The 12,848-nt window shown below is 71.0% G+C and carries 13 protein-coding genes; 4 read left to right on the plus strand and 9 right to left on the minus strand.

Annotation, left to right across the window (positions count from 1 at the left end; genetic code table 11):
* Positions 1-6: 6 nt before the first annotated feature.
* The 6 genes from ACZ69I_RS18265 to ACZ69I_RS18290 all read right to left on the minus strand — a co-directional run bounded on the left by ACZ69I_RS18265 (position 7) and on the right by ACZ69I_RS18290 (position 6,053).
* Positions 7-93: a putative leader peptide gene (locus ACZ69I_RS18265; protein WP_336621184.1), complete on the minus strand. Its 87-nt coding sequence runs from the start codon at positions 91-93 to the stop codon at positions 7-9.
* 436 nt (positions 94-529) lie between these two features.
* Positions 530-2,179, minus strand: a complete 1,650-nt coding sequence (locus tag ACZ69I_RS18270; protein ID WP_470833221.1) for an FAD-dependent monooxygenase — start codon at positions 2,177-2,179, stop codon at positions 530-532.
* Between the two features lie 353 nt (positions 2,180-2,532).
* Positions 2,533-3,540 (minus strand): amino acid ABC transporter permease, encoded by a 1,008-nt coding sequence (locus tag ACZ69I_RS18275; RefSeq protein WP_467676912.1) that lies wholly within the window; start codon positions 3,538-3,540, stop codon positions 2,533-2,535.
* Positions 3,537-4,184: an amino acid ABC transporter permease gene (locus tag ACZ69I_RS18280; RefSeq protein ID WP_467676910.1), complete on the minus strand. Its 648-nt coding sequence runs from the start codon at positions 4,182-4,184 to the stop codon at positions 3,537-3,539. The genes ACZ69I_RS18275 and ACZ69I_RS18280 overlap by 4 nt, the downstream gene beginning before the upstream one ends.
* A gap of 122 nt (positions 4,185-4,306) precedes the next feature.
* Complete coding sequence (locus ACZ69I_RS18285; RefSeq protein WP_470833222.1) at positions 4,307-5,227, minus strand: glutamate ABC transporter substrate-binding protein; 921 nt, start codon at positions 5,225-5,227, stop codon at positions 4,307-4,309.
* Between the two features lie 46 nt (positions 5,228-5,273).
* Positions 5,274-6,053 carry an amino acid ABC transporter ATP-binding protein gene (locus ACZ69I_RS18290; RefSeq protein WP_389721668.1) on the minus strand — a complete coding sequence of 260 codons (780 nt, stop codon included), beginning with the start codon at positions 6,051-6,053 and terminating at the stop codon, positions 5,274-5,276.
* A 285-nt stretch (positions 6,054-6,338) separates the two neighbouring features.
* Between ACZ69I_RS18290 and ACZ69I_RS18295 the strand changes: the two genes are divergently transcribed.
* Together ACZ69I_RS18295 and ACZ69I_RS18300 are read left to right on the plus strand one after the other, a co-directional pair.
* On the plus strand, positions 6,339-7,028 hold the full coding sequence (locus ACZ69I_RS18295) for a response regulator transcription factor (protein WP_470833223.1): 690 nt from the start codon (positions 6,339-6,341) through the stop codon (positions 7,026-7,028).
* Positions 7,029-7,043: 15 nt separating this feature from the next.
* Complete coding sequence (locus ACZ69I_RS18300; protein WP_470833225.1) at positions 7,044-8,459, plus strand: sensor histidine kinase; 1,416 nt, start codon at positions 7,044-7,046, stop codon at positions 8,457-8,459.
* Positions 8,460-8,464: 5 nt separating this feature from the next.
* Here the strand turns inward: ACZ69I_RS18300 and ACZ69I_RS18305 are convergent, their stop codons facing one another.
* The gene (locus ACZ69I_RS18305) at positions 8,465-9,460 is read right to left on the minus strand and encodes a TAXI family TRAP transporter solute-binding subunit (RefSeq protein WP_470833227.1); all 996 of its coding nucleotides are present in this window, start codon (positions 9,458-9,460) and stop codon (positions 8,465-8,467) included.
* Between the two features lie 138 nt (positions 9,461-9,598).
* On the opposite strand from ACZ69I_RS18305, the gene miaB reads away from it, so the two are divergent.
* Entirely contained in the window at positions 9,599-11,089 is a 1,491-nt protein-coding gene (gene miaB / locus ACZ69I_RS18310; protein WP_467676900.1) for a tRNA (N6-isopentenyl adenosine(37)-C2)-methylthiotransferase MiaB, read from the plus strand.
* 143 nt (positions 11,090-11,232) lie between these two features.
* Positions 11,233-11,961 (plus strand): class III extradiol dioxygenase subunit B-like domain-containing protein, encoded by a 729-nt coding sequence (locus tag ACZ69I_RS18315; RefSeq protein WP_470833229.1) that lies wholly within the window; start codon positions 11,233-11,235, stop codon positions 11,959-11,961.
* A 117-nt stretch (positions 11,962-12,078) separates the two neighbouring features.
* On the opposite strand, the gene ACZ69I_RS18320 is transcribed toward ACZ69I_RS18315, so the two are convergent.
* Together ACZ69I_RS18320 and ACZ69I_RS18325 are read right to left on the minus strand one after the other, a co-directional pair.
* Positions 12,079-12,372: an antitoxin gene (locus ACZ69I_RS18320; protein WP_470833230.1), complete on the minus strand. Its 294-nt coding sequence runs from the start codon at positions 12,370-12,372 to the stop codon at positions 12,079-12,081.
* A gap of 24 nt (positions 12,373-12,396) precedes the next feature.
* A complete protein-coding gene (locus ACZ69I_RS18325) occupies positions 12,397-12,684 on the minus strand; it encodes a hypothetical protein (protein ID WP_470833232.1) in 288 nt (95 codons plus the stop codon).
* Positions 12,685-12,848: the final 164 nt, after the last annotated feature.

Consider the following 12,848-nt stretch of genomic DNA (forward strand, 5'->3'; position numbering starts at 1 on the left):
GCGAATTCAGCAGGACGGGTGACACACGCAGCCTGCGTAGCGGACGAGGTCCATGTGGACCCTCCGCCACAGGCGTACATCGGTGTCGGTCACGATCCGGAGTAGACCACGGGGGTGTGGGCCGGTCAACCCTGGCTCAGCATGCGGTCAGCCGGGTTCGAGGCGTGGGAGAGCGGGCCCCGGAGCGCGGTCCGGCCGGGCTCCGGAGCGCGCTCTGGCCGGGCTCCCGACGCGAGCGGCGCGCGCCCCGGCGGCGGCACGAAGTCTCCCCGTACGCCCTCCTGGGGAGCGCCCTGGCGGCGGGACCGAGGTCCCCCTGTGCGTCCTCCTGGGGAGCGCCCTGGCGGCGGAACCGAAGCCCCCTGTGCACCCCCCCCTGGGGAGCGCCCGGCAGCGGAACCGAGGCGCCCCCGTGTGCCCTCCTGGTAGCGCCCCAGCAGCGGGACCGAAGTCTTCCCGTGCGCCCTCCTGTGAACACCCAGCGGCGGGACCGAAGTCTCCCCCCGCCCGCCCACCTGGGAGCGCCCCCTCACACCCGCGGCCGCCCGGCCCCCGCAGCGCTCTCCTCCTCGGCCGACCGGTCCGGTCGCCCCGTACCGCCCCCGCGCCCCGCCGGTGCGGCGCCGCCCAGCGCGGTCTCGGCCGCCGCGTACAGCTCGGCCGGGCGCACCCCCGAGAGCGCGGTGACCAGATGGCCGTCGGGGCGTACGAGCAGCAGCGAGTGGGCGGCGGCACCGGGGTAGCTCTCCGCGACGAGCAGCTCGGCGGGGTGCGGCAGGGCCGCGACGGCGGCGGCGAGTCGCGGCATGATCCCGGCCGTCACCCAGTGTCGCCGCTCCCACACCACGGTGCCCGGCGCGACGAGGACGACGATCAGCTGCCCGAGCCCGAGCCGGTCCCGCAGCTGGACGAAGGACCCGTCGGGCGCGGTGACCAGCACATCGGCGACCGCAGCCCCGGGCTCCGTACCCACCGCCGTGACGGACTCGGAAGGCGCGGGCGCCAGCGGCGACTCGGCGTACGAGGAGGGCGCGCCGAGCGGGCCCCGCCCCACATGGCCGTCCGTGAGCAGCGTGTCGTGGCCGCGCGCCGTCCCGGGCACGTACGAGCGCAGGCCCTTGCCGCCCCGCAGCACGGGCAGTGCCTGGTCGGCGGCGCGCAGCCGTGCGGCCACACCGGCCCGCCGCTCGACCTGATAGCTGTCGAGCAGCGCTTCGCGCGGCCCGTGGTGCCAGGCCAGCGCCAGCTTCCAGGCGAGGTTGTCGGCGTCCCGCAGCCCCTCGTCGAGCCCCTGGCTGCCGAGCGCGCCGAGCAGATGCGCGGCGTCCCCGGCGAGGAAGGCACGACCGACCCGCCACCGTCGGGCGAGCCGGTGGTGGACGGTGTGCACCCCCGTGTCGAGCAGTTCGTACGGCGGGGTGGCACCGCCGCACCAGCCCGCGAGGGTCTCCCGGATGCGCAGGACGAGCGCGTCGGGCGTCACGAGCTCGCCGCGCGGCGGGAGCAGCCAGTCGAGTCGCCACACCCCGTCGGCGAGCGGGCGGCCCGTCACCTCGGCGCCTCCGCCGCGCCACGGAGGCAACCGATGCAACAACGCGTGGCCCGGCCAGGGAAGTTCCGTGCGCAGCGAGGCCACGGCGTGTCGCTCGACGGCCGTACGCCCCGGGAAGCGGACGTCGAGGAGTTTGCGCACCGTGGAACGGGCCCCGTCGCACCCCACCAGGTAACTGCCCCGCCACCACGTGGCCTTGGGCCCCCGGGTGTGCGCGGTGAGCCCGGCGGGGTCTTCTTCGAGGGAGTCGAGCTTGCTCTCCACCGCGACCTTGACGAGCCGCTCCTCGGCGATGGCCTCGCGCAGCGCCCCGGTCAGCACGTGCTGCGGGAGATGCAGCGGAGCGGGGATCTCGCCGCCGAAGTCGAGCTCCTGCATCAGCTGCTTGCGCCGTACGGAGCGCCAGCCGGCCCACCGGGCACCTGACTCCGAGTCACCGAACGAGTGACCCGCGAGCCGCTCCACGAACGCCGCGGTGTCCTCGCGGAGCACGACGGTCCGCGCGGGCCGCTGCTCGTCCTTGCCGGGGCCCTCGTCGAGGACGACGGTGGGCACAGAGTGGCGGGCCAGGGCGAGGGCGAGGGCGAGCCCCACGGGCCCCGCGCCGACAACGATCACCGGGTCCACGGCGCACACCCTCCGGCCCGACGGGCTCCGAGGGTCCGGGCTGCCCGGAAGCGCTGGACGTACGTACAGGAACTGGCAGTTGGAGCCCGGTGCACGATCACAGAATGTATGCAACCCATTGCTTGTGCTTGCGTCAAGCGAGGGCGGCGCCGACGGGACCACCCTCGTCACCGCCACGTCCGATCGTCCCACCCATCGCGGGCTCGCCCCGCCGACCCGCCGGGGCGGCGCGGGCGGACGCGCACGAAGGGGAGGCAACGGCTCGCGGCCGCTGCCTCCCCTGATTCCGTGGACCCGCTTGATTCCGTGGATCCGCTTGACTCCGTGGACCCGATTCCCGGGCCGACGTGTTCCTAGTCCGCCTTGGCCGGCGGCCCGTCGGGCCCGTCGGACGTGCCGGGGCCCTCGGGACGGCCGGCCGGCGCACCGTCCCCCTTCGGGCCGTCCGTGGCCGGGCCGAGCGGTTCGGACGGGTCGAGCACCCCGGGGGCCTCGGCCGGTTCGGCGGCCGCCGCCACGGCGATGCCCGTCTTGGCGCGCCGCCCGCGCTTCTCGACCCAGGTGGCGAGCGCGGAGAGCGCCATGCACATCGCCACGTAGATCGTGCCGACGACCATGATCACCGGAACGTAGATGTACTGGCCGTTGACGAGGGTGGTGTTGGCAAGCTGCCGGCCTGCGTACAGCAGCTCCGCGTACGTGATGATGTAGCCGAGTGACGTGTCCTTCAGCGTGACCACCAGCTGGCTGATGATCGTGGGCAGCATGGACCTGATCGCCTGCGGCAGCAGCAGCATCGTCATGACCTGGGACTTGCGCAGTCCCAGCGCGTAGGCGGCCTCGACCTGGCCGCGCGGTACGGCGTTGAAACCGGCCCGGAGCACCTCTGCCTGCACCGCGCCGTTGTAGATCGCCAGGCCGATGACCAGGGCCCAGAAGCCGTTATTCGTCCCGATGGCGCCGAGGTCGCCCTTGTAGGTCAGGAAGAGCACCCACAGGGCGTAGATCGTGATCAGCAGCGGGATGGCCCGGAACAGTTCGATGAACCCGGTGGCCAGCCAGCGGACCGCGCGGCGGTCCGAGGCGCGGGCGACCGCGAGGATCGCACCGAGCACCAGGGACAGCACGGCGGCGAGCGCGAACACCTTCAGCGTGGTGACGATGCCGTCGCGGATGGTCGTCCGGACATTGGAGTAGTTGAAGGTGTTCCAGACCTCGGACTCGAAGTGCCCGCGGTCGGCGAGCCGCATGATCACGAAGACGACGAGGCCGATGATGGCCGCCGTGCCGACGACGGAGTAGATGCGGTTGCGCACCCGGGCCTTGGGGCCCGGGGCGTCGTACAGGACGCTGGAGCTCATCGTGCGACCTCCAGGCTCCGCTCGAGCAGCCGGAACAGGCCACTGATGGTGAATGTGATCACGAGGTAGCCGAGCGCCACCCAGAGGAACAGCCAGGCGATGGCGAAGCCCTGGTCGCTGAGGGTCTTCTGCCAGCCGAACAGCTCCGTGACGCTGAACGCGCCCGCGATGGCGGAGTTCTTCGTCAGCGCGATGAAGATGCTGCTCAGCGGCGGCAGCACAGTGCGAACCGCCTGCGGCAGGACGATCGTCCCCAGCGTCTGGAAGAAGGTCATGCCCAGCGAACGGGCGGCTTCCGCCTGGCCGAGGGGAACGGTGTTGATTCCCGACCTGACGGCTTCGCAGACGAACGACGAGGTGTAGACACTGAGCACGATCAGCGCCTTGGTCCACGGATCGAAGCCGAAGTCGAAGACCTGCGGCACCGCGAACCAGATGGTGAGGAAGAGCAGCGTCAGCGGGGTGTTCCGGAACAGGGTGACCCAAGCGGTGCCGAAGAACCGCAGCGGCGGCACGGGCGACACCCGGAAGCCGGCGAGCACGACGCCAAGGAGCAGCGCGAGCACGCCACTGGCCACGGTCAGCCAGACGGTGCCTATGAATCCCTCGCGGAATTCCGCCAAATGGTCGAGCAGTACATTCACGGGGATGTCCTCGTGGGCGGCAGTGGTCGGGCAGGGGGAGCCGGCCCCCGTGGACACCGCCTGGGTGCCTACGGGGAGCCGGTCAGCTCACTGCCGGGGAGTGGTACGGGCGTTCGGCCGGGTCAGTAGCGCTCGAGCGCCGGCGGCTCGGTGAACTGGGAGCCGGACAGGCCGAGCGTCGCGTCGTACGCCTTCTTGTAGTCGCCGTTCTTCTGGTGCGCCTCGACGGCGTCCGCGACCGCGTCGCGCAGCGCCTTGTCGCCCTTGCTCATGCCGATGCCGTACGGCTCCTTGGTGAACGGCTTGCCGACCACCCGCAGCGCCTTCGGCTGCTGCGCCGCGTAGCCCTTGAGGATGGCGTCGTCGGTGGTGACGGCGTCGACCTCCTTGTTGATGAGCTGCTGCACGCACTCGGAGTACTTGGCGAGCTCGACGGTCTTGGCGCCGTACTTCGGCTTCTTGATCTCCTGGAGCGGAGTGGAGCCGACGATCGAGCAGACCTTCTTGCCCTTCACGGAGTCCGGCCCGGTGATGCTCTTCTCGTCGTGGCGGACGAGGAGGTCGGCGCCGGCCATGAAGTAGGGACCGGCGAAACCGACCTGCTTCTTGCGCTCGTCGTTGATCGTGTACGTGCCCACGTAGAGGTCGACGTCGCCCTTGGAGATGGTGGTCTCACGGACGCCGGAGTCGATCGTCTTGAACTCGATCTGGTCGGGCTTGAAGCCCAGGTCGGCGGCGACCATCTTGGCGATCTCGATGTCGAAGCCGGAGCGCTTGCCGGCGCTGTCCTTGAAGCCCAGGTACGGCTGGTCGTCCTTGGCGCCGATGACGATCTTTCCGGCCTTCTGGGCCTTCTTCAGGACGGTCGAGTCGACCTTCACGTCCGACTTCACCGCGTACGTGGGCAGCTTGGGCGCGTTCTTCCCGCCGGCCGGGTCCTTCGGCTTGTCGCCGGCCGTACCCTCCTCGCCGCCGCACGCGGTGGCGGTCAGGGCGAGAGCGGCGACAACGGCGGCCGCGGCGGCGGACTTGCGGAGCTTCATGGTGAACATCCTCTGTTTCGACTGGTGTTGAGACGGCGTGGAAGCCTCAGTGCTTAAGGATCTTCGACAGGAAGTCCTTGGCCCGGTCGCTGCGCGGGTTGCTGAAGAACTGGTCCGGCACGGCCTCTTCGACGATCCGGCCGTCCGCCATGAAGACGACGCGGTTGGCGGCGGAGCGGGCGAAACCCATCTCATGGGTGACGACGACCATCGTCATCCCGTCCCGGGCGAGCTGCTGCATCACTTCGAGGACCTCGTTGATCATCTCCGGGTCGAGCGCCGACGTGGGCTCGTCGAAGAGCATCACCTTGGGGTCCATCGCCAACGCGCGCGCGATGGCGACGCGTTGCTGCTGACCGCCGGAGAGCTGTGCGGGGTACTTGTCGGCCTGGGAGGCGACGCCCACGCGGTCGAGCAGCGCGCGTGCCTTCGTCTCCGCCTCCGCCTTGCCGATCTTGCGCACCTTGATCTGGCCCAGCGTCACGTTCTCGAGCACGGTCTTGTGCGCGAAAAGGTTGAAGGACTGGAAGACCATACCCACGTCGGCGCGGAGACGGGCCAGCTCCTTGCCCTCCTGGGGCAGCGGCTTGCCGTCGATCGAGATGCTTCCCGAATCGATCGTCTCCAGGCGGTTGACGGCACGGCACAGGGTCGACTTGCCGGACCCGGAGGGGCCGATCACGACGACGACCTCGCCGCGGGCGATGGTCAGGTCGATGTCCTGGAGGACGTGCAGAGCGCCGAAGTGCTTGTTGACGTTCTTCAGCACGACCAGGTCGTCGGCCCCAGACGGTATGGCGTCCTTGGTCACCGATACTTCGGTCACGGCTTGTTGCTCCATCCTCCTCGGTTGGGAGGACAGTAATAACCCAGTGCGACCAGCGTCATTACATCTGAGGGGAAATTGAGCATAACGATCCGGCCGCAACCGGACACACCGTGTGAAGAGGGATCACGGAGCGCGTACCGGGTGGGTAACGGAACGTGCAGGCGGCCTGAACCCTCTTGACGCGGTCCTTACTCATCGGCGTGGATGCCTTGGTGCGCACGCGCGCGTACCGGCCACCATGACCGGCCACACGGAACGACGGATGAACTGGAGGGGGCCCCTGTGCGACTGCTTCTCGTCGAGGACGACGACCATGTGGCCGCCGCCCTGTCCGCGGTCCTGGCCCGGCACGGCTTCGACGTCGTGCACGCCCGCAGCGGTGAGGAGGCGCTGCAGGCCCTGCTGCCCGCGGAAACGCCCCCCTTCGGCGTGGTGCTTCTCGACCTGGGTCTGCCCGACCAGGACGGTTACGAGGTGTGCGGCAAGATCCGCAAGCGCGGCTCAATACCGGTGATCATGGTGACGGCCCGCGCGGACGTGCGCTCACGGATCCACGGCCTCAACCTCGGAGCCGACGACTACGTGGTGAAGCCGTACGACACCGGGGAACTCATCGCCCGTATCCACGCGGTCATCCGGCGCCCCACCCCGGGCGGCGCGGCCGCGTCCGGCGACAGCGAACTGCGGCTCGGCTCCGTGCACATCGAACTGCCCACCCGGCAGGTCAGCGTGGCGGGTTCGGTCGTCCAACTGACCCGCAAGGAGTTCGACCTGCTCGCCCTGCTCGCCCAGCGGCCGGGCGTGGTGTTCCGCCGGGAGCAGATCATCAGCGAAGTGTGGCGGACCAGTTGGGAAGGGACGGGCCGCACCCTTGAGGTGCACGTGGCCTCGCTGCGTTCCAAGCTGCACATGCCCGCCCTGATCGAGACCGTGCGCGGCGTCGGCTACCGCCTCGCCGCCCCAGCCGCGTAGCCGGAGCGAGGACAGGTGCGCTCCCGCCTCCTCCCGCTGCTGATCATCCTGATGGCGGGCGTCCTGCTCGCGCTCGGTTTCCCGCTCGCCGTCAGCGTCGCGGCGGCCCAGCAGCAGAAGGTGGTCGTCGACCGGATCGACGACACCGCGCGCTTCGCGTCACTCGCGCAGTTCGTCACCAAACGCCCCACCGGATCGCGGGTGGAGGGAAGCAAGGACGAGCGCCGCGAGACGCTGCAGAAGGAACTCGACGACTACTTCGACGTCTACGGCATCCGCGCGGGCGTCTTCTACCGCGACGACAGCCCCATGGCCAACGCGCCGAGCGACTGGTACCTGCCCCAGCGCGGAGACGTACGGGGCGCCTTCGAAGAGGCGCTCCGCTCGCGCGGCAGCCACGACCCCGAGCAGGTGTGGCCGTGGCAGCGCGGGCGACTGGCCGTCGCCTCCCCGGTGATCAAGGACGGCGACGTCATCGCCGTCGTCGTCACGGACTCACCGACCGGGCGCATGCGCTCGGAGACCCTGCACGGCTGGCTGCTCATCGTCGCCGGCGAGTCGGCGGCCATGCTCCTGGCGGTCGGCGCGGCCCTGCGGCTCACCGGCTGGGTGCTGCGCCCGGTGCGCGTGCTGGACGCGACCACGCACGACATAGCGACCGGACGCCTCAAGTCCCGGGTCGCGGCGGCGGGCGGACCACCGGAACTCAGACGCCTGGCCCGGTCGTTCAACGAGATGGCCGACAACGTCCAGGACGTGCTCGAGCAGCAGCGCGCCTTCGTCGCCGACGCCTCGCACCAGCTGCGCAACCCCCTCTCGGCGCTGCTGCTGCGCATCGAGCTCCTCGCACTCGAACTGCCCGAGGGCAACGAAGAGATCGCCTCGGTCCGCACCGAGGGCAAGCGTCTGGCGCAGGTGCTCGACGACCTGCTCGACCTGGCCCAGGCCGAGCACACCGCGGCCGACCTGAGCCTCACCGACATCGGCGAGCTGGCCGCCGAGCGCGTGGCTTCCTGGCGGCCGCTCGCCGACGAGCGAGGCGTACGCCTGACGGGGCAGTGCCCGGCCACCACCGGCTGGGCCGACCCGATCGCCCTCTCCAGCGCACTGGACGCGGTGATCGACAACGCCCTGAAGTTCACCCCCGGGGGAGGCCTGGTCCAGGTGACCGTCTCCGCGAGCGACGCCACGACGACCGTGGTGGTCACCGACGGCGGCCCCGGCCTGAACGAGGACGAGCTCGCGCGCGTGGGCGACCGCTTCTGGCGCAGCAACCGCCATCAGAACGTGAAGGGTTCGGGGCTCGGACTGTCCATCTCACGGGCCCTGCTCGCGGCGGGCGGCGGCTCCATCGCGTACGGGCGTCACGAACCGCACGGACTGAAGGTGACGGTCAGCGTCCCGCGCAGCGAGCCCGCTGCGGCGGTGTGAGGGGGTCAGGGCTTGACCGAGCGGTAGTAGCGGCGCGCGCCGTCGTGCAGCGGGAGCGGGTCCGTGAACAGGGCGGTGCGCAGATCCACCAGTTGGGCCGCGTGCACCTGATCGCCTATGTGGTCGCGGCTGTCGATGACGGTGCGGGTCAGCCGCTCGGTCAGCTCGGGGTCGGCCCGGTCCGTGGTGACCAGGAGGTTCGCCACGGCCAGCGTCGGCACGGCGGAGCCCTGCTGGGCCTCGGGGTAGGCGTCGGCGGGCATCGTCGCGGCCCGGTAGTAGCGCGACCCGCCACCCTGCTTGTGCAGCGCGGCGACCAGGTATCCGAGCTTCACGAGCTCGATGTCCATCTCCTTCGAGAGCTCGTGCACGGAAGTGGTCGGAAGCCCGCCCGACCAGAAGAAGGCGTCGATCGAGCCGCTCTTCAGCAGATCGGGCATGGTGTCGATCCCGGCGGCCACCGGCTCGATGTCGGTGACCGGGTCGAGGCCCGCGGCGTCGAGCACCCTGTCGGCTATCAGCCGCACCCCCGACCGCTCCTGCCCCACGGCGACGCGCTTGTTCCGCAGCTCCTCGACGGAGTCGATGTGCGAGGAGCGGGGCACCACGAGCTGCACGTAGTCGTCGTACAGCCGCGTGCAGCCCCGCAGGCGGTGCCAGCCGGGGGCGCCGTCGAGGCGGTACGTCTCCACGGCGTCGGCGGCCGCGATGGTGAAGTCGGACTTGCCGGTGGCCACCCGCGCGACGTTCTGCTGGGACCCCTCACTGTTGAGGAGCTCGACATCCACCTTCGGCATGTCCTGGGAGATCGCCGTCCGCAGGAGCTTGCCGTACCGCTCGTACACACCCTTCTCCACGCCCGTACTGAACGTCATGCGGCCGCTCGGAGAGTCCTCGCCGACGGGCAGCAGCCACCACAGCAGCAGCCCGAACACAGCGAGCGCCGCCGCCGAACCCTGCAGGGCGCGGCGCCTGCCGATGTGGGGGAGTGCCGTGAGCATGCGCGCGATCCTGCCAGCCCACTCACCGTGCTGACCAGGGGTGAGGCCACACCGTGCCGCTCCGGGGCCCGCGCTCGGGCGCCGTGGTCGCAATCCGCGGGCACGCGCGCGTGGCGACCCCGTACCCTGGGGGGCGAGATGAGCGCGAAGACTTACGAGGTGCGCACCTACGGGTGCCAGATGAACGTCCATGACTCCGAGCGGCTCTCCGGCCTGCTGGAGGACGCCGGATACGAGCGTGCGCCCGAAGGGGCGGACGGCGATGCCGACGTCGTCGTCTTCAATACGTGCGCCGTGCGCGAGAACGCCGACAACCGTCTGTACGGCAATCTCGGGCGCCTGGCGCCGATGAAGACCAAGCGTCCGGGGATGCAGATCGCCGTCGGCGGCTGTCTGGCCCAGAAGGACCGCGACACCATCGTCAAGAGGGCGCCCTGGGTGGACGTCGTCTTCGGCACGCACAACATCGGCAAGCTGCCGGTCCTCCTGGAGCGCGCCCGCGTCCAGGAAGAGGCTCAGGTGGAGATCGCCGAGTCGCTCGAAGCCTTCCCGTCGACGCTGCCGACCCGCCGCGAGAGCGCCTACGCGGCCTGGGTCTCCATCTCCGTCGGCTGCAACAACACGTGCACCTTCTGCATCGTGCCCGCCCTGCGCGGCAAGGAGAAGGACCGCAGGACGGGCGACATCCTGGCGGAGATCGAGGCGCTCGTCGGCGAGGGCGTCAGCGAGATCACCCTCCTCGGGCAGAACGTGAACGCGTACGGCTCGGACATCGGCGACCGCGAGGCCTTCAGCAAGCTCCTGCGCGCCTGCGGGAAGATCGAGGGCCTGGAGCGCGTGCGCTTCACCTCCCCGCACCCCCGCGACTTCACCGACGACGTGATCGCGGCCATGGCCGAGACGCCGAACGTGATGCCGCAGCTCCACATGCCGCTGCAGTCCGGTTCCGACCCGATCCTCAAGGCGATGCGCCGCTCGTACCGCCAGGACCGCTTCCTGGGGATCATCGAGAAGGTCCGCGCGGCCATGCCGGACGCGGCGATCTCCACCGACATCATCGTGGGCTTCCCCGGCGAGACCGAGGAGGACTTCGAGCAGACGATGCACGTGGTCCGCGAGGCCCGCTTCGGGAGCGCCTTCACCTTCCAGTACTCCAAGCGCCCCGGCACCCCGGCGGCGACCATGGAGGGGCAGATCCCCAAGGAGGTCGTCCAGTCGCGTTACGAGCGCCTGGTGGCCCTCCAGGAGGAGATCTCCTGGGAGGAGAACAAGAAGCAGGTCGGCCGCACCCTGGACCTGATGGTCGCCGAGGGAGAGGGCCGCAAGGACGGCGCCACGCACCGCCTCTCCGGCCGCGCCCCCGACAACCGCCTGGTCCACTTCACCAAGCCGGACACCGTGGTGCGCCCCGGCGACGTGGTGACCGTCGAGATCACCTATGCCGCCCCGCACCACCTGCTGGCCGAGGGCGCCGTGCTGAACGTGCGTCCCACGCGCGCGGGTGACGCCTGGGAGAAGCGCAACGCCGAGGCGGCCGCGAAGCCCGCGGGCGTGATGCTGGGGCTGCCGAAGATCGGCGCTCCGGAGCCGCTCCCGGCTGCCGTGGGCAGCGGCTGCGGCTGCGACTGACCGCGTCCGTCCGTCGGTGACGGGGACCGGGGTGAGCGCCCCGGTCCCCGGCCATCGACCTGCCACAGGCCTGTCACCGCCGGAAGCGCACCGTTGCGGGACTCCGAAGCGACCGGCCGCCAGGGCGCGTTACGCTGCGGATCATGCTTGTCGCCGCAGCCGTCTGCCCCTGTCCGCCGCTGCTCGTGCCCGAGGTCGCCGCGGGCGCCGCTCCCGAACTGGACGCCGCGCGCGCGGCCTGCTCGGATGCCGTCGCGGTGCTCGCCGCCGCCCGGCCCGACCGGCTCGTCGTGGTCGGCCCCGCCGAGCAGAGCGGCCGCGGCCCGCACCCGCAGGGTGCGCGTGGGTCCTTCCGTGGCTTCGGGGTGGACCTCGACGTACGCCTCGGTCCCGCGCCGGACCAGGAGGACCCCGACGCCGCGGGCGGGCGCGCACTGCCGCCGTCCCTCGCCGTGGCCGGGTGGCTGCTCGGGCGTACGCGGTGGTCGACCGCTCCGGTGGAGGGGCTCGGTGTGGGGGAACCACTTGCCGCCGAGCGGTGTATCCAGGTCGGAGGGGAGATCGGGGCCCGGGCCGACCGGGTGGCGCTGCTGGTGATGGGCGACGCCAGCGCGTGCCGCACGCTGAAGGCTCCGGGGTATCTCGACGAGCGGGCGGCCGACTTCGACGCGGCGGTCGGGCGGGCGCTCGGCGCGGCCGACGTGGCGGCGCTGAAGGCGCTGGACGTGGGCCTCGCGTACGAGCTGAAGGCGGCGGGCCGTGCTCCGTGGCAGGTGCTGGCCGGTGCGGCGGAGGGCGCGGCGCTGAGCGGCGAGCTCCTCTACGAGGACGCGCCGTACGGCGTGGGCTACGTGGTGGCTGCCTGGTCGTAGTGCGGGCCCTGGGCCGCGGCACGGGGCGGTATCTGGTCGGGGCTGCCCGGGTCAGGACACGGGCCACACGGTGGCGGCCGCGGAGCAACGTGCTCCGCGGCCGTCCGCCGCTGTGGTTCAGGACGCCGGAGGGGGTGGCGAGGACGACGGAGGGGTGGCATCGCCGCCGCCCTTGTCCTCGCCCCCGTTGCCCTTGCCCTCGTCCGTCTTGGCGAGACGGTCGACGGCGTCCTTCGCCTTGCCCGTGCCCGCCTGGATCTTGTCGCTGTACTTGCCCTTGGTCTTCTCGTCGACGACTTTCGCGGCCTTCTCCAGGCCCTGGTCGATCTTTCCCCCGTGCTGCTGCGCGAGGTCCGAGACCTTGTCCTTGGCAGGGGCGAGCTTGGCTTTCAGTTGGTCCAGGAAGCCCATGGATTCACCTTCCCTGGCGGGGAGCTATTTGCGGGCGCCCTCACCGGCCTCGTTGTCGGCGGCCGCCTCGGCGGACTGCTGCTTCGGAATCTCCACACCTTCCGCGCCCTCCGCGGCCGCGGCGTCGGTGGACTCCGCGGCCTTCTCCTCGGCAGCGACGTCGCCCTCCTTGTCGGCCTCGGCGGCGGGCTTCCCATCGGTGTCGGCCTCAGCGGCCTCCGGCTCGGCCGTCAGTGCCGCGGCGGCCGCTTCGGTCGTCGACGCCTCGTCGGCGGCCTTGGACTTCCGACGGAACCGTGAAAAAACGCCCATATCTACTCCATACGTTACTCGTGTGGGCGAAATCCCGCCCCGCCCGGTGCGTCTCATTGCGGCGCACAGGTGATCGGTCCTCGAAACCGGCGGCCGGGACCTCGCAACAGGCAACGACCTCGGAGCCGTACCGTCACGTAGCTCGTTCGGGATGAGGGCGCGGG

This window comes from Streptomyces sp. NPDC036815 (genome assembly GCF_055609205.1).

Coding starts and splice junctions, on each gene's coding strand:
- ACZ69I_RS18275 (WP_467676912.1), bottom strand. CDS start 3,540: ATGAGCTCCAGCGTCCTGTACGACGCCCCGGGCCCCAAGGCCCGGGTG.
- ACZ69I_RS18285 (WP_470833222.1), bottom strand. CDS start 5,227: ATGAAGCTCCGCAAGTCCGCCGCCGCGGCCGCCGTTGTCGCCGCTCTC.
- ACZ69I_RS18305 (WP_470833227.1), bottom strand. CDS start 9,460: ATGCTCACGGCACTCCCCCACATCGGCAGGCGCCGCGCCCTGCAGGGT.
- miaB (WP_467676900.1), top strand. CDS start 9,599: ATGAGCGCGAAGACTTACGAGGTGCGCACCTACGGGTGCCAGATGAAC.
- ACZ69I_RS18315 (WP_470833229.1), top strand. CDS start 11,233: ATGCTTGTCGCCGCAGCCGTCTGCCCCTGTCCGCCGCTGCTCGTGCCC.
- ACZ69I_RS18320 (WP_470833230.1), bottom strand. CDS start 12,372: ATGGGCTTCCTGGACCAACTGAAAGCCAAGCTCGCCCCTGCCAAGGAC.
- ACZ69I_RS18325 (WP_470833232.1), bottom strand. CDS start 12,684: ATGGGCGTTTTTTCACGGTTCCGTCGGAAGTCCAAGGCCGCCGACGAG.